14 protein-coding genes and 8 tRNA genes are annotated in these 19,295 nt (G+C 67.5%); 11 read left to right on the top strand and 11 right to left on the bottom strand.

The window, feature by feature from the left end; all coding sequences use genetic code 11:
- Positions 1-123: 123 nt before the first annotated feature.
- From ppx to ACFJIT_RS10700, 5 genes are all read right to left on the bottom strand, one after another.
- A complete protein-coding gene (gene ppx, locus ACFJIT_RS10720) occupies positions 124-1,656 on the bottom strand; it encodes an exopolyphosphatase (protein WP_379653599.1) in 1,533 nt (510 codons plus the stop codon).
- Between the two features lie 58 nt (positions 1,657-1,714).
- Positions 1,715-3,796 carry a polyphosphate kinase 1 gene (gene ppk1, locus ACFJIT_RS10715; RefSeq protein ID WP_379653598.1) on the bottom strand — a complete coding sequence of 694 codons (2,082 nt, stop codon included), beginning with the start codon at positions 3,794-3,796 and terminating at the stop codon, positions 1,715-1,717.
- The gene (gene phoR / locus ACFJIT_RS10710) at positions 3,793-5,127 is read right to left on the bottom strand and encodes a phosphate regulon sensor histidine kinase PhoR (protein WP_379653597.1); all 1,335 of its coding nucleotides are present in this window, start codon (positions 5,125-5,127) and stop codon (positions 3,793-3,795) included. The genes ppk1 and phoR overlap by 4 nt, the downstream gene beginning before the upstream one ends.
- Before the next feature lie 139 nt (positions 5,128-5,266).
- Positions 5,267-5,956, bottom strand: coding sequence for a phosphate regulon transcriptional regulator PhoB (gene phoB, locus ACFJIT_RS10705; RefSeq protein WP_130519977.1), 690 nt, complete (start codon positions 5,954-5,956; stop codon positions 5,267-5,269).
- Between the two features lie 96 nt (positions 5,957-6,052).
- On the bottom strand, positions 6,053-7,717 hold the full coding sequence (locus ACFJIT_RS10700; protein ID WP_235872769.1) for a M48 family metalloprotease: 1,665 nt from the start codon (positions 7,715-7,717) through the stop codon (positions 6,053-6,055).
- 147 nt (positions 7,718-7,864) lie between these two features.
- On the opposite strand from ACFJIT_RS10700, the gene grxC reads away from it, so the two are divergent.
- From grxC to ACFJIT_RS10685, 3 genes are all read left to right on the top strand, one after another.
- Complete coding sequence (gene grxC, locus ACFJIT_RS10695; protein ID WP_379653596.1) at positions 7,865-8,134, top strand: glutaredoxin 3; 270 nt, start codon at positions 7,865-7,867, stop codon at positions 8,132-8,134.
- Positions 8,131-8,526: a carboxymuconolactone decarboxylase family protein gene (locus ACFJIT_RS10690; protein ID WP_379653595.1), complete on the top strand. Its 396-nt coding sequence runs from the start codon at positions 8,131-8,133 to the stop codon at positions 8,524-8,526. Before grxC ends, ACFJIT_RS10690 begins: the two co-directional genes overlap by 4 nt.
- A 794-nt stretch (positions 8,527-9,320) precedes the next feature.
- Positions 9,321-10,328: an isocitrate dehydrogenase gene (locus tag ACFJIT_RS10685; RefSeq protein ID WP_130529136.1), complete on the top strand. Its 1,008-nt coding sequence runs from the start codon at positions 9,321-9,323 to the stop codon at positions 10,326-10,328.
- A 130-nt stretch (positions 10,329-10,458) separates the two neighbouring features.
- Here ACFJIT_RS10685 and ACFJIT_RS10680 read toward each other — a convergent pair whose 3' ends face one another.
- The 6 genes from ACFJIT_RS10680 to ACFJIT_RS10655 all read right to left on the bottom strand — a co-directional run bounded on the left by ACFJIT_RS10680 (position 10,459) and on the right by ACFJIT_RS10655 (position 12,023).
- Positions 10,459-11,235, bottom strand: coding sequence for a Bax inhibitor-1/YccA family protein (locus tag ACFJIT_RS10680; RefSeq protein WP_306992962.1), 777 nt, complete (start codon positions 11,233-11,235; stop codon positions 10,459-10,461).
- Between the two features lie 33 nt (positions 11,236-11,268).
- A tRNA-Leu gene (locus ACFJIT_RS10675) sits at positions 11,269-11,354 on the bottom strand.
- A 209-nt stretch (positions 11,355-11,563) separates the two neighbouring features.
- A tRNA-Lys gene (locus ACFJIT_RS10670) sits at positions 11,564-11,639 on the bottom strand.
- Positions 11,640-11,712: 73 nt separating this feature from the next.
- Positions 11,713-11,789: transfer RNA gene (locus ACFJIT_RS10665), tRNA-His, on the bottom strand.
- A 36-nt stretch (positions 11,790-11,825) separates the two neighbouring features.
- Positions 11,826-11,902: transfer RNA gene (locus ACFJIT_RS10660), tRNA-Arg, on the bottom strand.
- 44 nt (positions 11,903-11,946) lie between these two features.
- Positions 11,947-12,023 (bottom strand) — tRNA-Pro (locus ACFJIT_RS10655).
- A gap of 262 nt (positions 12,024-12,285) precedes the next feature.
- Between ACFJIT_RS10655 and tig the strand changes: the two genes are divergently transcribed.
- The 8 genes from tig (at position 12,286) to ACFJIT_RS10615 (ending at position 19,278) form a co-directional block, all read left to right on the top strand.
- On the top strand, positions 12,286-13,578 hold the full coding sequence (tig, locus tag ACFJIT_RS10650) for a trigger factor (protein WP_379653594.1): 1,293 nt from the start codon (positions 12,286-12,288) through the stop codon (positions 13,576-13,578).
- Positions 13,579-13,706: 128 nt separating this feature from the next.
- Positions 13,707-14,333, top strand: coding sequence for an ATP-dependent Clp endopeptidase proteolytic subunit ClpP (gene clpP, locus ACFJIT_RS10645; protein ID WP_130519989.1), 627 nt, complete (start codon positions 13,707-13,709; stop codon positions 14,331-14,333).
- A 232-nt stretch (positions 14,334-14,565) separates the two neighbouring features.
- On the top strand, positions 14,566-15,852 hold the full coding sequence (gene clpX, locus ACFJIT_RS10640; RefSeq protein WP_130519991.1) for an ATP-dependent Clp protease ATP-binding subunit ClpX: 1,287 nt from the start codon (positions 14,566-14,568) through the stop codon (positions 15,850-15,852).
- Between the two features lie 145 nt (positions 15,853-15,997).
- On the top strand, positions 15,998-18,439 hold the full coding sequence (lon, locus tag ACFJIT_RS10635) for an endopeptidase La (protein ID WP_130519993.1): 2,442 nt from the start codon (positions 15,998-16,000) through the stop codon (positions 18,437-18,439).
- A gap of 210 nt (positions 18,440-18,649) precedes the next feature.
- Entirely contained in the window at positions 18,650-18,922 is a 273-nt protein-coding gene (locus ACFJIT_RS10630) for an HU family DNA-binding protein (protein WP_130519995.1), read from the top strand.
- A gap of 16 nt (positions 18,923-18,938) precedes the next feature.
- Positions 18,939-19,013: transfer RNA gene (locus ACFJIT_RS10625), tRNA-Val, on the top strand.
- Positions 19,014-19,040: 27 nt separating this feature from the next.
- Positions 19,041-19,117, top strand: a tRNA-Asp gene (locus tag ACFJIT_RS10620).
- An 84-nt stretch (positions 19,118-19,201) separates the two neighbouring features.
- Positions 19,202-19,278 (top strand) — tRNA-Asp (locus ACFJIT_RS10615).
- Positions 19,279-19,295 lie beyond the last annotated feature (17 nt).

The following is a 19,295-nucleotide window of genomic DNA, read 5'->3' as shown; positions in this document are numbered from 1 at the left end:
GCACTTCGCCTGTTCAGGTTCCTCGAAAGTAGCATCCGTACCCGATTGAAGATGAACGCGGCGTGTTGGACACGGCAAGAATGCGTGCACGTGCGCAAACCGGCGTGACGCCGGTCGCTGAATTCAGGTGACGAAGGGCTTGAAGTCCACACCGAGGCCGGGCATGTCGTCTGATTCGCCGATCAGGTCTGCACGCAGCAGCGGGCGTGCGTCGATCCACTGCTTGTCCAGCAGCAGGCGCAGCGTGTCGCCTTCGGCCGTCAGCTCCAGGGTGGGGATCGGCGCGGCGTCGTGCGCGCGGTGCAGCAGCACGGCAAGGCGCAGCAGCGCGGCCAGGCGCCGGATCGCCGGAATGCGACGGTCCGGCAGGGCATCGAACGCCGCTTTGGGGATGCCGCGGCGGTGCGTGCGCACCAGGGCCGCCAGCATCAGCTGCTCCTGGCGCGAGAAGCCGGCGATGTCCGAATGCTCGAGCAGATAGGCGCCGTGCACGTGGTACTGGCTGTGCGCGACGGCCTGGCCGATCTCGTGCAGGCGCGCGGCCCAGTGCAGCAGGCGGGCATCGTCCTCGCCCAGGTCCCAGGCCTTGGCGACCTGTTCGAACAGCCGCTGCGCCGTGGCGTCCACGCGGTCGGCCTGATCGATGTCCACGCCATAGCGCTGCATCATCGTGGCCACCGACAGCTCGCGCGGATCGTCGCTGCCGCGGCGGCCGAGCATGTCGTACAGGATGCCTTCGCGCATGGCGGCCTTGCTGACCATCATGCGGTCGATGCCGAGCGCCTGGAACGCGGCCTCCATCACCAGCACGCCGCCGGCGATGATCGGCTGGCGGTCCTTGCTCAGGCTCGGCAGGTCGATCGCGTCCACGCGCTCGGCCTGCAGCAGGCGCTCGCGCACCTGCGGCAGCGCCTCGGCGGTGATCGCGCCCTTGGTGAGCTTCATCGCCGCGCAGATGTCGCCGATGGCCTTGGCCGTGCCCGATGAGCCGATCGCCTCCTGCCAGCCCAGCGCCCGGTACTGCTGGGCGAACTGCTGCAGCTCGGCGGTGATCTCGGTCAGCGCCGACATCCAGCGCTTGCGCGAGAGCTTGCCGCCGGGAAAGAAGCGCCGCGTGCTGGCGATGCAGCCCACCTGGATGCTCTCGCGCTCCAGCGTCTGCAGGCCGCTGCCGATGATGAATTCGGTCGAGCCGCCGCCGATGTCGATCACCAGCCGGCGCGTGCCCGGCTTGGGCGGCTGCGCCTGGGCCACGCCCAGATAGATCAGACGCGCCTCCTCGCGGCCGGACACCACCTCGATGGCATGGCCGAGCGCGGCCTCGGCCGGCACCAGGAAGCTCTGCGGCAGCGCCAGCCGGCGCACCGTGTTGGTGGCCAGCGCGCGCACGCGCGAGGCGGGCAGCTCGCGGATGCGCTGGCCGAAGCGCGACAGGCAATCGATCGCGCGCTGGTGGGCTTCCTGCGACAGGCCGCCGCGGGCGTCCAGGCCGTCGGCCATGCGCACGGTCTCGCGCAGGCGATCGATCACGCGCAGCTGACCCTGGGTATAGCGGGCCACGACCATGTGGAAGCTGTTGGACCCTAAGTCCACAGCGGCCAGCTGGTCGTTGTCCTGCAGCGGGCTGGAAAGGGTCTCGAGGAGCGTGAAAGGCATGGCGCGCATGGTAGCCGAAGCCGCTCCCTCGTCCGTGCCTGGACCGGCGGGCACGGCCTCAGAGCTTGGCCAGCAACGTGCCCTGCGCCGAATGCGGCGCCTGGTCCGGGCCGGGCGAGAGCTTGTGGTAGACCCCGTTGGTATCCAGCTCCCAAGCGTTGGTGTTGTCGTCCAGGTAGTTCTGCAGATGGTCGCGGAACACGCGCGCGGACAGCTTCTCGTCCAGGATCGGGAAGCAGGCCTCGACCCGGTTGAGCAGGTTGCGCTCCAGCCAGTCGGCACTGGCGCAGTACAGCTCCGGATCGCCGTCGTTGCCGAACCAGTACACGCGGCTGTGCTCCAGGAAGCGTCCGACGATCGAGCGCACCCGGATGTTCTCCGACACGCCCGGCACGCCCGGGCGCACGGTGCAGGCGCCGCGCACGATCAGGTCGATCTGCACGCCGGCCTGCGAGGCGGCGTACAGCGCGCGGATCACGCGCGGCTCGTTGATCGCGTTGACCTTGATGATGATCCGCGCCGGCCGCCCGGCGCGGGCGAAGCGCGCCTCGCGCTCGATCTTCTTGATCATCCCCGGGTGCAGGGTAAAGGGTGACTGCAGCATCAGCTTGAGCTTGGTGGTCGGCGCCAGCCCGGAGAGCTGCTGGAACAGCAGGTGCACGTCGTTGCCGATGTCCTGGTTGGCGGTGATCAGCCCCAGGTCGGTGTAGGCGCGCGCGGTGCCGGCGTGGTAGTTGCCGGTGCCCAGGTGCACGTAGCGGCGCAGCTTGCGGCCCTCGCGGCGCACGATCAGCAGCATCTTGGCGTGGGTCTTGAAGCCGACCACGCCGTACACCACCTGCACGCCGGCGGCCTGCAGGCGGTCGGCCTGGCCCAGGTTGGCCTCCTCGTCGAAGCGCGCGCGCAGTTCGACCACCACGGTGACGTCCTTGCCGTTGCGCGCGGCCAGCACCAGCGCATCGACGATGGCCGAGTCCTTGCCGGTGCGGTACAGAGTCTGCTTGATCGCCAGCACGTTGGGATCGGTGGCGGCCTGCTTGAGCAGCTCCAGCACCGGAGTGAAGGCATCGAAGGGATGGCTCAGCAACACATCGCCGTCGGCCACCGTCTCGAACATCGCATCGCCATCGCGCAGCTGGCGCGGGGTGAAGGGCGGGTACTTCAGCTCCGGGCGCTGCACCAGGTCGTAGACCTGGATCACGCGGTTGAGGTTGACCGCGCCATCGATGCGGTAGACCGCGTTCTCGGTGAGGCTGAAGTTCTCCAGCAGCGTGTTGACGATGGCCTTGGGGCAGTCGTGGGCGATCTCCAGACGCACCGCCGGGCGGTAGCCGCGCCCGGCCAGCTCATCGCGCAGGGCCAGGGCCAGGTTCTCCACGTCCTCCTCGTCCACCACCAGCTCCGAGTTGCGGGTGACGCGGAACTGGTAGGCGCCCTTGACCTCCATGCCCGGGAACAGGTCGTCCACGAACGCCGACAACACGCTGGAGAGCAGCACGAAGTCGTGCTCGCCGCCGGACACGCGCTGGGGCAGGTGGATGATGCGCGACAGCGAGCGCGGCGCACGCACGATGGCCATGTGGCCGGCGCGGCCGAACGCGTCCTTGCCCTTGAGCACCACCACGATGTTGAGCGACTTGTTGAGGATGCGCGGGAACGGGTGCGAGGGGTCCAGGCCCAGCGGCGAGAGCACCGGCATGATCTCGTTGCGGAAGTAGGCGCGCAGCCAGCGCTTCTGGCGCGCGTTCCACACCGACTGGCTGAGCACGCGCACGCCGGCCTCGTTCAGCGCCGGGCGCAGCACCTGGTTCCAGCACTTGTACTGCGCATCGACCAGCTCGGCGGCGCGGTCATGGATGCGCGCCAGCACGGTGGCCGGCGTCAGCCCGTCCGGGCCCGGCGGCAGGCCGAAGTCCTGCGCGTGGCGCACGGTCGCGGCGCGGATCTCGAAGAACTCGTCCAGGTTGGTGCAGCTGATGCACAGGAAGCGCAGTCGCTCCAGCAGCGGCACGCTGCCATCCAGCGCCTGCGCCAGCACGCGGAAGTTGAAATCCAGCTGCGACAGCTCGCGGTTGAAGTACAGCGACGGATCGCGCAGCGGATCTGCGGCTTCAAGGGTCGGCTCGACGGCGGCGATCATGCGGGAAGGCTCTGCTGGAAGGGGAAGGCGGACTCACGGGGCTGTACGCGCGCCGGGCCGAAGTGGACCGAGAAGGTGCTGCCCTGGCCGACGGCGCTCTCGATCTCCAGCCGCGCCTGGTGCAGGTTCAGCACATGCTTGACGATGGACAGGCCCAGGCCGGTGCCGCCGCTCTCGCGCGAGCGGCTGGTCGAGACGCGGTAGAAGCGCTCGGTGATGCGCGGCAGGTGCGCGGCCGGGATGCCGTAGCCGGTGTCGCGCACGCTCAGCACCGCGCCGGCGCCCTCGTGGGCCAGGCCGATGGTGATCGTGCCGCCGGCCGGGGTGTAGCGCACCGCGTTGCTGACCAGGTTGGAGAAGGCGCTGTGCAGCTCCTTGTTGGAGCCGCGCAGGTCGATGTCGCCGCTGTCTTCCACCACGATGGTCTGGCGGCCGCGGCTGAGCGCCTCGGCCTCGCGGCGCAGCGTGGCCAGCATCGGCGCCATGGCGATGGCCTCGTCGGCCAGGCTGTCCTGCACTTCCAGGCGCGAGAGCGTCAGCAGGTCCTCGACCAGCTGGGTCATGCGCGCGGACTGCTTCTGCATCTCGTCCAGGATCGGCTTCCACTCGGGCATCTCGTCGGCGTCGAGCATGTCCAGGTAGCCGTGCACCACGGTCAGCGGCGTGCGCAGCTCGTGGCTGACGTTGGCCACGAAGTCGCGGCGCATTTCCTCCAGCCGGTTGAGCTTGCTGACATCGCGCGCCACCAGCAGCCAGTACTGGTCCGAGTAGGGGATCAGGCGCAGGTTCAGACGCAGGTCCGGGTTGATCGGCGATGCGGCGTCGAGCATCGGCTCGGCGTTGCGTCCGGCGCTGAGCCAGTGCGCCATCGGCAGCGGCTGCAGGCGATCGACCACCGGCGCATGCAGATCGGCCGGATGGCGCAGGCCCAGCAGCGTGGTGCCGGCCTTGTTGAACCACTGCACGCGCTGGCTATTGCGGTCGATGACGACCACCGCGTCCGGCAGGGCCGCCGCGGCGGCGCGATAGGCGCGCAGCATCGCCAGCAGGCGTCGCTTGCGCGTGCGCATCTCGACCTGGCCGCGGTGCAGCAGGCGGTCCAGCTCGTTCCACACCCCGTCGCCTTCGGCCGGCTTGATCCGCGCGCGCGCCGTCAGCCGGCGCAGCACCGCCCGCAGGCGCAGGAACTGCCAGGCCACCACGCACAGCGCGCCCACCGCCAGCACCGGCCAGAACGCGCCCGCCAGCCAGCCGGCGACCGCAACGATCAGGAGCAAGGTGGCGAGGCGGAACAGGGTGCGGTTCCAGGCCGAGCGCAGGTGCTGAGGCATGTGGGGATTGTGAGTCAGAACATGTGACAGGGCGAGCAGCGCAAGGCGAGGCACGCGTGTGGAGGAACGTGGCACGAGCGGGGCGGACGCCCCGGTTGCGGGGCGGCCCACGCGTCGCGGCTTTCCCTCGTTCCTGGCCTTAAGTGGACACCGAGAAGCGGTAGCCCGAGCCGCGCACGGTCTGCACCATGTTGTCCACGCCGTGCGGTTCGAGGGTCTTGCGCAGGCGGCGGATATGTACGTCCACGGTGCGCTCTTCCACGTAGACGCTGCCGCCCCAAACGTGGTCGAGCAGCTGGGTGCGGGTATAGACGCGCTCGGGGTGGGTCATGAAGAAATGCAGCAGGCGGTACTCGGTCGGACCGATCGGCACCGGCGTGTCCTCGGCGAATACCCGGTGGGCGGCGCCGTCGATGCGCAGTGCGCCCAGGGCGATGCTGCCGTCCTCCTCGTCCTCGCGCGAGCGGCGCATGACCGCGCGGATGCGGGCCAGCAGTTCGCGCGCCGAGAAGGGCTTGACCACGTAGTCGTCCACGCCGGCCTCCAGGCCGCCGACGCGGTCGTTCTCCTCGCCGCGCGCGGTGAGCATGATGATCGGCACCTCGCGGGTCAGGGCGTCCTTGCGCCAGCGACGGGCCAGCTCCAGGCCGCTGGTGCCGGGCAGCATCCAGTCCAGCAGGATCAGGTCGGGCACCTTGTCGGCGATGGCGCCCTGGGCCTCGCGGGCGTCGCCGGCATGCACCGGCTCGAATTCGCCCTTGCGCAGGGCGAAGGCCACCATGTCACGGATGGCGGGTTCATCATCGACGATCAGGATGCGCTTCTGCACGGGTCGGGAGCCGGACGGATTGGGGACGTGCGGCAGTAGACGACAATTTTGTGACTCGATTGTGACACTCGCGGCGGATCGGTGCGCCCCAGGCCCTCAGCGGTTGCGGTCCAGGTCCGGATCCTTGACCCCGGCATCGCGCAGGGCCAGCACCTCCGGGGTGATGGCCGCGATGCGGGCGTCGATGCGGGCGCGGGCGTAATAGTCCAGCGCCTCGCGCTTCTTCAGATTGCTGAGCTGTGTCAGGGCCTGCTCGGGGCGGCCGTTGAGGTAGGCGACCTGGGCGTAGGCCTCGCCGGCCCGGACGCTGTCGCCGGCCAGCTCGCAGGCGCGGGCGTAGGCCTGCTGGAAGATCGGGTCCTGCGCGCTGGCGTCCAGCAGCGGCTGCAGCACGGCCTGGGCCTGCTGGCCGCCGGCGCGGTCGCCCTGGCCGTTGAGCACCTGGGCGTAGCCCAGGGCCACGGCGCGGCTGTTGGGCGTGCGCGCCATCAGGTCCTTGAAGCGCGCCTTGGCCCCGGGCACGTCGCCGGCCCGGGCCTGAGCCTCGGCCAGGCCGATGCCCAGCCACTGGTTGCCGGGCGAGCGCTGGAGCAGCTGGGTCAGGGCGGCCACGGCGGCGCCGGGCTGGTTGTTGCGCAGCTGCGCCAGGGCCAGGCCGTACTGCTGGGCCTCGCTCAGTTCGCCGGTGCTGCGGCGGATGCTCTCGTACTCGCGGATGGCCTGATCGGGTGTGTTGGCGCTGAGCACGCGCAGGCGCTCCTTGGCCCACTGGAAAAGCCCGGTGGCGCCATTGTCGAAGCTGGCCTGCGGCAGGGTCACCTGGAAGGGCAGCAGCGGGTTGTTGCTGCGCGCGCCGGCGGCGTAGTCGCCCTCACGCGGACTGGACTCGACGATCTTGCCGCCCGGGGTGCTGACGGTGGTGATGACGTTCTTCTCGCGCTTGATCCGCTCGGCGCGGTCGTGCGCCTCGCTGATGCGCGAACTGGTGACCGGGTGGGTCTGCAGATAGTCGGGCGTGCGCTCGCGCTCGCCGCCCTTGTTGGCACGCATGGCCTGGTCCATGCGGCTGAAGAAGCCGGCCATGGCGTCGGGGTCGTAGCCGGCGCGGGCCAGGGTCTGGATGCCGATGCGGTCGGCCTCGGACTCGTTGGAGCGGGTGTAGTCGATCTGGCGCTGCTGCATCAGCCCCATGCCGCTGACCACCGCGGCCTGGGTCGCATCGCCGCTGGAATGGCCGCCGGCCGCCTGCGCGGCGATGATCGCGCCCAGCATGCCCAGCAGGATCGGGATCTGGTCGCGCTGGGCGCGCTCGACGCTGCGCAGCACGTGCTGCTGGGTGACGTGGGCGATCTCGTGCGACAGGACCGCCGCCACTTCGTCCTCGCGCTCGGCGGTCAGCACCAGGCCGGAATTGACCGCGATGTAGCCGCCCAGGGTGGCGAACGCGTTGATCTGCCGGTCGCGCAGCATGAAGAAGGTGAAGGGCTGCGAGGGCCGGTCGCTGTTGGCCGCCAGCTTGCCGCCCACGCGGTCAAGCCAGTCGTCGATCAGCGGGTCGTCCAGCAGGTAGCCGTAGTTGCGCAGTTCGCGCAGGGTCATGGCGCCGTACTGCTGCTGGCGGGCGGGGGTGAGCAGTTCACCGGCCGATGAGCCGATGTCGGGCAGTCTGTCGGCCTGGGCGAACGCCAGCGGTGCGGCGATCAGCGTGGTCAGGGCAGTGGCCAGCAGGGTCAGGCGCACGCGGTCGATCCCTCGATGCATCGGCGGAAATCCGCGCAGCATGGCGGTGCGCCTGTGCCCAGGGGTGAATCCGTGGTTAATCCGCAGCGTTGCATTGCGCCCTCTGGTCCGCCGGTGACATGTCACCATGATGCGTCTTCAGACCTTCCCACGTGCCGAGAATTCCCCATGAGCGCACCCCAGATCACTTTGTATTCCACCGCCGCCTGCCCGTACTGCGTGGCCGCCAAGAATTTCCTCAAGTCCAAGGGCCAGACCTGGACCGAGGTGCGCATCGACACCGATCCGGCCGAGCGCGAGAAGATGATGGCGCGCACCCGGCGCACCAGCGTCCCGCAGATCTTCATCGGTCAGACCCACGTCGGCGGCTACGACGACATGATGGCGCTGCACCGTGCCGGCAAGCTCGAGCCCCTGCTGGCCGGAGACGCGGCATGAGCCAGGGCGGGGAGACCGAGGCCGACCGCGTCCAGGCCTTCACCGAGTTCCGCCAGCGCATGAACCAGCGCATCCTGGGCGAGCCCAACCAGGTCGTGCGCCGGTTCTTCGCGCTCGATACGCAGACCTACCAGGCCGGCGCGCTGGACGTGAAGACCAAGGAGCTGCTGGGCCTGGTGGCCTCGATGGTGCTGCGCTGCGACGACTGCATCAGCTATCACGTGGCCCAGTGCAAGGAAGTCGGCGTCACCCGCGAGGAGTTCTTCGAGACCTTTTCGGTCGGGCTGGTGGTGGGCGGTTCGATCGTGATCCCGCACCTGCGCCGTGCCGTGGACTTCCTCGACCAGCTCGAAGGCGGCGCGCCGGCGCCTGCCGCGCACGATCACGGCTGACGGTCGGTTCTTTTGCTGGCCGGGGCGCTCGGTGCGAGGGCCTTGCCGCTCGCAAGGGCTGCGGTTCGGCTTCGGTGAGGCGGCGGCCGGGCGGGCGGTGTCCGCCTTTCTCTGTCCGCCTTTCTCTCGGTCGGGTCATCTGCCCCGCGTTACATCCCGCTATCGTCGTTCCCGCGAACGCGGGAACCCAGGGACTTTCGCTCGGAGTACCAAGATCAGAGTGCTTCTCGCAGTACTAGGGTCGCGTTGCAGTTGAGCGTCTTGGCTTCGGAAGGGCAACGGTCCGGCGGGCGGGGGCTGTTTTCCCCTCGATCAGGGCATCCTGCCCTGCCTTAAGGCGCTCGGCTTCCTGCCTCGCTGGGCGCGGCCCCCGCCCGCCGGCCCGCTGCCTCGCGCGTCAGGTCACAGGGCTTTGGCTTGAGTCCCCTTGCGCGTAGCGCAGGGGAGGGATGGGGAGGGGTCGGGGCTTTCCCGGGCAAGCCGCCGAAGCAACAGCACCCCACCCCGGCCCTCCCCTTCGCCTGCGGCGAAAGGGAGGGGGCAAAGGAGCCCCAATCCTGCGCATAGCGGAACTTTTCAGGGGTCTTCAGGTATGCATTTCTAATGCATACCTGAATCGACATACTCATGGTTTTCCGATCGTTGGCGACAAGATCGCGGGCTTTCCGAAGATTTAGAGGAATTTAGGGTGTCCACGCCAATGGTTGCATTTGAGGGCAAGCGGGCGACCCTGCATACTGGCGAGCCCCCCGCGCGGCACTCCTGCTGCGCGCCACAGCTTGGATCCCCACTCAATGACGCAAACCATCACGGTCATCCGCGGCGACGGCATCGGCCCGGAAATCATGGAAGCCACCCTGTACGTGCTCGACGCGCTCAAGGCCGGCCTGACCTATGAAGAAGCCGACGCCGGCCTGGTCGCGCTGGAGAAGCACGGCGACCTGCTGCCCGCCTCGACCCTGGCGTCGATCGAGAAGAACAAGGTCGCGCTGAAGAGCCCGCTGACCACGCCGGTGGGCGAGGGCTTCACCTCGATCAACGTGACCATGCGTCGCCACTTCGACCTGTACGCCAACGTGCGTCCGGCGATCTCCTTCCCCAACACCAAGTCGCGCTTCGGCAGCGGCGTGGACCTGATCACGGTGCGCGAGAACACCGAGGGCGCCTACTTGAGCGAAGGCCAGGAAGTCTCCGCCGACGGCGAAACCGCCGTGTCGATGGCGCGCGTGACCCGCAAGGGCTCCGAGCGCATCGTGCGCTACGCCTTCGACCTGGCCCGCGCCACCGGCCGCAAGAAGGTCACCCTGGTGCACAAGGCCAACATCATCAAGTCGACCTCGGGCCTGTTCCTGAAGGTCGGCCGCGAAGTGGCCAAGGACTACCCCGACATCGAGTGCAACGAGATGATCGTGGACAACACCTGCATGCAGCTGGTGATGCGTCCGGAGCAGTTCGACATCATCGTGACCACCAACCTGTTCGGCGACATCCTCTCGGATCTGTGCGCCGGTCTGGTCGGCGGCCTCGGCCTGGCCCCGGGCGCCAACATCGGCACCAACGCGGCGATCTTCGAGGCCGTGCACGGCTCGGCGCCGGACATCGCGGGGCAGGGCAAGGCCAACCCCTGCGCGCTGCTGCTCGCCGCCGCGCAGCTGCTCGACCATATCGGCCAGCCGGACAACGCCACGCGCCTGCGCAAGGCGATCGTGGCCACGCTGGAAGCCAAGGATTCGGTCACCCCGGACCTGGGCGGCACCGGCAACACCATGGGCTTCGCCAAGGCCATCGCCAGCCGCCTCTGAGCCCCGCCGACCCCGCAACGAAAAAGGGCGCCTCGCGGCGCCCTTTTTCGTTATGCGGGTTGATGGGTGATTCGATCAGTGACCGAGAAGCGGGCTCTTACGATTCCCCACTCCCGATTCCCCATTCCCGTCAATTCCGCGACTGCAGCTTGGAGAGCAGACGCAGGAATTCCACGTACAGCCAAACCAGCGTGACCATCAGGCCGAAGGCGCCGTACCACTCCATGTACTTGGGCGCGCCGGCGTCCACGCCGGATTCGATGAAGTCGAAATCCAGCACCAGGTTCAGCGCGGCCACCACCACCACGACCAGGCTGATGCCGATGCTGACCACGCCCGAGCCGTGCAGGTAGGACACGTTCATGCCGAACAGCTGCATCACCATCGAGACCAGGTACATCACCATGATGCCGCCGGTGGCCGCGACCACGCCCAGCTTGAAGTTCTCGGTCGCCTTGATCAGGCCGCTGCGATAGGCCATCAGCAGCGCGAACAGCGTGCCGAAGGTCAGCAGCACGGCCTGAAACACCACGCCGTGGAAGCGCATTTCGTACAGGGCCGAGACCGAGCCGAGGAAGAAGCCTTCCACCAGCGCGTAAAGCGGCGCGGTGACCGGCGACCATTCCTTCTTGAACACCGTCACCAGCGCCAGCACGAAGCCGCCGATCGCGCCGCCGATCACGTAGACCGCCGCGCCGGCGGCTGCGGTCATCTCGCCGTTGGGCAGGGCGACGGTGGACTGGTTCCAGGCGAAGGCCGCGGTCAGCAGGCTCAGCAGCAGCAGGAAGCCGGTCTTGTTGACCGTGCCGTTCAGGGTCATCGCCCCGCCGTCGCGGGTGACCACCGCGCCGGTGCCGAGGTCGAGGAACGTGGACTCTTTCAGAGCCGGATTGCCGCTGCGGATCATGGTGCCTCCCTGGGCGATACCTTCGAATGATGCTGGTGCGAAAGGCGGGACTCGAACCCGCACGGGGGTTACCCGCTGGAACCTAAATCCAGTGCGTCTACCAGTTCCGCCACTTTCGCATGAGGTCGCGCGCATTCTACCTGTCGATTGCGACAGTAGGCGCTGACGATGCTGTTAGTGGTCGGTTTGCCCGATCGTTGCGGCAGCGGCGCTGGCCGGGTCCAGCGGGCGAGGAAGTCGCCGCGCTGCCTTGCGCCGCGCCGGAGCGCGCGGCTTTGCGAAGCCGGAAAAGAAAGAAGGCGCCCAGAGCACTGGACGCCTTCTTGTTTGGTGGGCCGTCAAGGATTCGAACCTTGGACCTATTGATTAAGAGTCAACTGCTCTACCAACTGAGCTAACGGCCCCGAAAACTGGTCGCGCAGTATACGCGATGATTCGGTTTGTGCAACACCCTTGTCGAAGAAAACCGCTGCGGATTGGGGTGGCTGAGGGGACTCGAACCCCCGACATCTGGAATCACAATCCAGTACTCTAACCAACTGAGCTACAGCCACCACTGATACCGCATCCAGCCTCGTGCACCGGTGAATTGGCGCGCCCGACAGGAATCGAACCTGTAACCGCCGGCTTAGAAGGCCGGTGCTCTATCCAGTTGAGCTACGGGCGCCCGGCTGGATCGCATCCGGACTACATCGATCGGACCGCGTTGGATGGTCGGGGTAGAGGGATTCGAACCCCCGACATCCTGCTCCCAAAGCAGGCGCGCTACCAGACTGCGCTATACCCCGGAAACCGTGTGCGGGCCGGCGACTCGCCGGTCCCTGACCGACGTTGCCCGCCGGAAAGGACGCGTATTGTCTGGATGCGAGGTGCACCTGTCAACGCGCCTGGACGCATTTGTGGTCAAACCGCGCCCGATCGGCGAAACTAGCGCGTTCGGCAAGGGGCCCGACCGCGGCATCCGCGGCCCGCGTCCGAAGCAACCCCTTCAACCTTCAACAACGATGACCCGCGACCAGCCTTGCGTCGCGGTTGCAGGAGCTAAGTGAGATGACCGTTTCCGTCGAATCGACCGGCAGCCTTGGGCGCCGCATGAGCTTCACGCTGCCGGCCGAGCGCCTGGACAACCACATCGGCGGCCGCCTGCGCGAGCTCAGCCGCACCGTGCGCATCAAGGGCTTCCGCCCGGGCAAGGTGCCGGCCAAGGTGATCGAGCAGCGCTTCGGCAAGCAGGTGCGCGCCGAGGCCCTGGACGGGCTGCTGCGCGAGACCTTCGACTCGGCCGTGCGCGAACAGGCCCTGCAGCTGGCCGGCAATCCGCGCCTCGAGCCGGCCGGCGAGGGCGAGCTGGAGTGGGTCGCGACCTTCGAGGTGGTGCCGGATTTCGGGCAGATCGACGTCTCCAAGCTCAACGTCGTGCGCCATACCGCCGAGGTGACCGACGCCGACATCGACCAGATGATCGAGAACCTGCGCCTGCAGCGCCGCACCTTCGAGGCGGTGGATCGCCCCGCCGCCGAGGGCGACCGCGTCGCGCTGGAGACCTGGTCGCAGACCGGCGACGAGCGCCTGCCCGCCGAGGGCGTGGAGACCGGCGCCACCCTGATCGGCTCGGGCGTGATGTTCGCCGACATCGAGCAGGCCCTGGTCGGCATGTCCAAGGGCGAGGACAAGGAAATCACCGTCGCCTTCCCGGCCGACTGGCGCGTGCCGCAGCTGGCCGGCAAGAGCGTCCAGGTGCACCTGAAGGTCACCGACGTGGCCGCCTCGGTGCTGCCGCCGGTGGACAAGGACTTCATCAGGAGCTTCGGCGTCAAGAGCGGCGACGAGACCCAGTTCCGCGCCGACATCCGCACCAACCTGGAGCGCGAGCTCAAGGGCGCGCTGGCCAACCGCCTGCGCCGCGAGGTGGGTGAGCAGCTGATCGCCGCCTACGCCTCTGTCGAGATGCCCGAGCGCCTGGTCGAGAACGAGGCCCGCGCCATGCTGGCCCAGCAGGTCGAGCAGGCCCGCCGCCAGGGCCAGAACGTGCAGGTGCCCGACGACGCCTACCAGGGCTTCCTGGACCCGGCGCGCAAGCGCGTGCTGGTCGGCCTGCTGGTGGGCGAGGTCGCCCGCCGCAACGAGCTGCGCCTTGACCCCAAGCGCGTGCAGGAAACCCTGCGCCTGATCGCCTCCACCTACGAGGAGCCCGAGCAGGTCATTGAGTTGTACCGCAACGACCCCCAGATGATGGCTGGGCTGCAGTCCCGTGTGATGGAGGAGCAGGTGATCGACTGGATCGCCGAGCGCGCCCAGCACACCGAACAGGGCCTGTCCTTCCAGGACGCGATCCGGCAGTAACGGTCCCCGGTTTCGCCATCGGTCCGGCGCCCCAAAGGCGCCGGCCGGTGCGGTGAGGCGGGATCCAGCGCAATCCACGTGTCCCCTCCCGGGGAGACGGATCCAACAACGATAAGGTGCCTCACTCCATGGATAACCTGACCAAGGCCTTGAATCTCGTTCCGATGGTGGTCGAGCAGACCAGCCGCGGCGAGCGCGCCTACGACATCTATTCCCGCCTGCTCAAGGAGCGCGTGATCTTCCTGGTCGGGCCGGTCGACGACCACGTGGCCAACGTGATCGTGGCGCAGATGCTGTTCCTTGAGGCCGAGAATCCCGAAAAGGACATCAGCTTCTACATCAACTCGCCCGGTGGCGTGGTCACCGCCGGCATGGCGATCTACGACACCATGCAGTACATCAAGCCGGACGTGAGCACCATCTGCGTCGGCCAGGCCGCCTCGATGGGCGCGCTGCTGCTGGCGGCCGGTGCGGCCGGCAAGCGCTATGCGCTGCCCAACTCGCGCGTGATGATCCACCAGCCGCTGGGCGGCTTCCAGGGCCAGGCCACGGACATCGACATCCATGCCCGCGAGATCCTAACCCTGCGCCACAAGCTCAACGAGATCCTGGCCAAGCACACCGGCCAGTCGCTGGAGACCATCGCCCGCGACACCGAGCGCGACAACTTCAAGAGCGCCCAGGACTCCAAGGCCTACGGCCTGGTGGACGAGGTGCTGGAGCGCCGTCCGGACGAGTCGATCCAGTCTGCCTGAACGAACGGCCGGCTGGCCGGGATCCTTTCGGCCCTCGCGCGCCGGGCGGCAACGACCCGGCGCGCGTCGTTTCAAGCCGGTCCAGCCGCCCGGGGCGGCCCGGGGCCCGGAACTTGCAGACGGATTTCTGCGTTCCGGGCGCGGCGCCGGGCAGACGCCAACGGCGCCGATCCGGTGCTATTCTCGAAATCGAATGCCCCCGCGGGGGCAGCTGTGAGTGGGTAAAACAAGCATGAGCGAAGACCGCCAAGGCCGTTCCGGCGAGAGCAACAAAATCCTGTACTGCTCGTTCTGCGGAAAGAGCCAGCACGAGGTCCGCAAGCTGATCGCCGGCCCGAGCGTGTTCATCTGCGATGAATGCGTGGAGCTGTGCAACGACATCATCCGCGAGGAGCTCGAGGAGAAGGCGCAGTCGGCGCGCAGTTCGCTGCCCAAGCCGCGCGAGATCCTCGAGGTGCTCGACCAGTACGTGATCGGCCAGCAGCGCGCCAAGCGCACGCTCGCCGTGGCCGTGTACAACCACTACAAGCGCATCGAGAGCCGCCAGAAGAGCGACGACGTCGAGCTGGCCAAGTCCAACATCCTGCTCGCCGGGCCGACCGGTTCGGGCAAGACGCTGCTGGCCGAGACGCTGGCACGGCTGCTCAACGTGCCGTTCACCATCGCCGATGCGACCACGCTGACCGAGGCCGGCTATGTCGGCGAGGACGTGGAGAACATCATCCAGAAGCTGCTGCAGAAGTGCGACTACGACGTCGACAAGGCGCAGCAGGGCATCGTCTACATCGACGAGATCGACAAGATCTCGCGCAAGAGCGAAAACCCGTCCATCACCCGCGACGTGTCCGGCGAAGGCGTGCAGCAGGCGCTGCTGAAGCTGATCGAAGGCACCGTGGCCAGCGTCCCGCCGCAGGGCGGCCGCAAGCACCCGCAGCAGGAATTCCTGCAGGTGGACACCAAGAACATCCTGTTCATCTGCGGTGGTGCCTTCGCCGGCCTGGACAAGATCATCCAGGCGCGTTCGACCGAGGCCAGCGGCATCGGCTTCGGCGCCAAGGTCAAGTCCTCGGAGAAGAAGCCGGAGATCGGCAAGGTGCTGTCCGAGGTCGAGCCGGAAGACCTGATCAAGTTCGGCCTGATCCCCGAGTTCGTCGGCCGCCTGCCGGTGGTCGCCACGCTGGAGGAGCTGGACGAGCCGGCGCTGGTGAAGATCCTCACCGAGCCGAAGAACGCCATCACCAAGCAGTTCAAGCGGCTGTTCGACATGGAGGGCGTGGAGCTGGAATTCCGCCCCGACGCGCTGTCGGCGATCGCGCGCAAGGCGCTCAAGCGCAAGACCGGCGCCCGCGGCCTGCGCACCATCGTCGAGTCGGTGCTGCTGGACACCATGTACGACCTGCCGTCGCTGGAAAACGTCGGCAAGGTGGTGGTGGACGAGTCGGTGATCGAGCACAAGTCCGAGCCCTACCTGATCTACCAGAATCCGCCGGCCGCGCCCAAGGTCGCATCGGCCGAATGATCGGGTAAGTCCTTGATCGCAAAAGGGCTCCGGATTCTCGCTTGCATCGCCCAGCCAATGGCCCCATAACGGGGCCATTGGCATTTTTGCGGCACGTGTTCGCACTGCTTCCCAGCCTGCCTCCCCGCACTTTCCTGGAGCCCCCATGGCCCGTACCGAACCCCAGATCCTGGACCTGCCCGTGCTGCCGCTGCGCGACGTGGTGGTCTTCCCGCATATGGTCATCCCGTTGTTCGTCGGCCGCGACAAGTCGATGCGCGCGCTGGAGCAGGCCATGGCCGCCGACAAGCGCATCCTGCTGGTCGCGCAGAAGTCGGCCGACACCGACGACCCGACCGCGGCCGACCTCTACCAGATCGGCACCCTGGCCCAGGTGCTGCAGCTGCTGAAGCTGCCCGACGGCACGATCAAGGTGCTGGTCGAGGGCATCGCGCGCGTGGCGGTCAGCGAGATCGTCGAACGCGAGCAGTCGCTGTACGGGCAGGGCGAGGAGATCGACACCGACGAGGCCGCCGAATCGCGCGAGATCGAGGCCGTCGCGCGTTCGCTGATGAGCCTGTTCGAGCAGTACGTCAAGACCAACCGCAAGCTGCCGCCGGAGCTGCTGCAGACCCTGGCCGGCATCGACGAGCCCGGCCGCCTGGCCGACACCATCGCCGCGCACCTGGGCGTGCGCCTGAGCGACAAGCAGCGCCTGCTGGAGACCATCCCGGTCGGCGAGCGGTTGGAGCTGCTGGTCGGCTTCGTCGATGGCGAGATCGACGTGCAGCAGCTGGAGAAGCGCATCCGCGGCCGGGTCAAGTCGCAGATGGAGAAGTCCCAGCGCGAGTACTACCTCAACGAGCAGATGAAGGCGATCCAGAAGGAGCTGGGCGAGCTGGACGACGCGCCCAACGAACTGGAGGAGCTGACCCGCAAGATCGCCGCGGCCGGCATGCCCAAGGCCGTGGAGACCAAGGCGCGCAACGAGCTCAACAAGCTCAAACAGATGTCGCCGATGTCGGCCGAGGCCGCGGTGGTGCGCAACTACCTGGACTGGATCCTCGGCGTGCCGTGGAAGAAGCGCTCCAAGGTGCGCAAGGACCTCAAGGTCGCCCAGGAGACGCTGGACGCCGATCACTACGGCCTGGAGAAGGTCAAGGAGCGCATCCTCGAATACCTCGCCGTGCAGTCGCGCGTGAAGCAGATGAAGGGCCCGATCCTGTGCCTGGTCGGGCCGCCGGGCGTGGGCAAGACCTCGCTGGGCCAGTCCATCGCCAAGGCCACCAACCGCAAGTTCGTGCGCATGGCGCTGGGCGGCGTGCGCGACGAGGCCGAGATCCGCGGTCACCGCCGCACCTATGTCGGCTCGATGCCGGGCCGCATCGTGCAGAACCTCAACAAGGTCGGCACCAAGAACCCGCTGTTCGTGCTGGACGAGATCGACAAGATGTCGATGGACTTCCGTGGCGATCCGTCCTCGGCCCTGCTGGAAGTGCTCGACCCCGAGCAGAACCACACCTTCAACGACCACTACCTGGAAGTGGACCTGGACCTGTCGGACGTGATGTTCGTGGCGACCTCCAACTCGCTCAACATCCCCGGCCCGCTGCTGGACCGCATGGAAGTGATCCGCATCCCCGGCTATACCGAGGAGGAGAAGCTCAACATCGCCCAGCGCTACCTGGTGCCCAAGCAGCTCAAGGCCAATGGCCTCAAGCCCGATGAGCTGAAGATCGAGGAAAGCGCGGTGCGCGACATCGTGCGGTACTACACGCGCGAATCCGGCGTGCGCAGCCTGGAGCGCGAGATCGCCAAGATCTGCCGCAAGGTGGTCAAGGAGATCGCGCTGGCCGGCCCGCAGCCGGAGAAGAAGGCCAAGAAGGGCCAGGCGCGCATCGTGGTGTCCGAGAAGAACCTGGAGAAGTACCAGGGCGTGCGCCGCTTCGACTTCGGCCGCGCCGAGGAAGCCAACGAGATCGGCCTGGTCACCGGCCTGGCCTGGACCGAGGTCGGCGGCGACCTGCTGCAGATCGAAGTGACGCTGGTGCCCGGCAAGGGCGGCATGACGCTGACCGGTCAGCTCGGCGATGTGATGAAGGAATCCGCCTCGGCCGCGCTGTCGGTGGTGCGTTCGCGCGCCGAGAGCCTCGGCATCGACACCGAGTTCCTGCAGAAGCAGGACGTGCATCTGCACGTGCCCGATGGCGCCACGCCCAAGGACGGCCCGAGCGCCGGCATCGCGATGGTGACCGCGCTGGTGTCCACGCTGACGCGCAATCCGGTCAAGGCCGAAGTGGCGATGACCGGTGAGATCACCCTGCGCGGCCGCGTCTCGGCCATCGGTGGCCTGAAGGAAAAACTGCTGGCCGCCATGCGCGGTGGCATCACCACCGTGATCATCCCCGAGGAGAACCGCAAGGACCTGGCGGACATCCCCGAGTCGGTGCTCAAGGGCATGGAGATCGTGCCGGTGAAGTGGATCGACGAGGTGCTGGACCTGGCGCTGGAGCGCCCGGTCGGGCCGGTCGGCGGCTCGGAAGGCGACAAGGGCGTGGAGGTGCCGCAGCCGGCCAAGCGTGCGCCGCAGCGCGATGTCAAGCATTGACTTTGCGCGCTTCATGAAACCTAAAACGCGCTGAAACCCGCGCCGTTATTAGGTTTTTTGGTTGCGGCACCGGGGTGCGGCTGGTATAAAAGCCGCACCCAAGGACGTCCCCAACGGTCGTTCGCAGTGGGATCCAACCGGCCCGACGTGGCGCAAGCCCCGGGCCGGTCACACATTCAGCGGTTGCATACCGCACATGGAGTTATCGCAATGAACAAAGCCGAATTGATCGAGGCTGTCGCCAGCCGTTCCGACCTGAGCAAGGCTGATTCCACCCGTGCTGTCGACGCCGTCGTGGCCAGCATCACCGAAGCGCTGAAGGGCGGCGACTCGGTCACCATCGTGGGCTTCGGCACCTTCCAGGTGCGTGGCCGCGCCGCGCGTACGGGCCGCAACCCGAAGACCGGCGAGAACATCGAAATCGCCGCTTCGAAGAATCCTGCATTCAAGGCTGGCAAGGCTCTGAAGGACGCTGTAAACTAATCCGCTCAGCTCGCCAGGGTGCTTAGCTCAGCGGTAGAGCGTCTCCTTTACACGGAGAGGGTCGGGGGTTCGAAACCCTCAGCACCCACCAAGCACCACAGCCAAGAGTTTCAAGCGCGGAGCGGTAGTTCAGTCGGTTAGAATGCTGGCCTGTCACGCCGGAGGTCGCGGGTTCGAGTCCCGTCCGCTCCGCCAGTTGTTCCAAAAGCCCCCGAGCGATTGGGGGCTTTGCTTTCCCCGAAGGGTGAAGGCAGATGTTGTGCAAAGCGTTTCAAGCGCGGAGTGGTAGTTCAGTCGGTTAGAATGCTGGCCTGTCACGCCGGAGGTCGCGGGTTCGAGTCCCGTCCACTCCGCCAGTTGTTCAAAGCGCCCG

Source organism: Pseudoxanthomonas sp. UC19_8 (assembly GCF_042700505.1).
GTDB classification, from domain to species: Bacteria; Pseudomonadota; Gammaproteobacteria; order Xanthomonadales; family Xanthomonadaceae; genus Pseudoxanthomonas_A; species Pseudoxanthomonas_A winnipegensis.
Note: the sequence above shows the minus strand (reverse complement) of the source record. Positions and strands in the feature narration are given on the sequence as shown.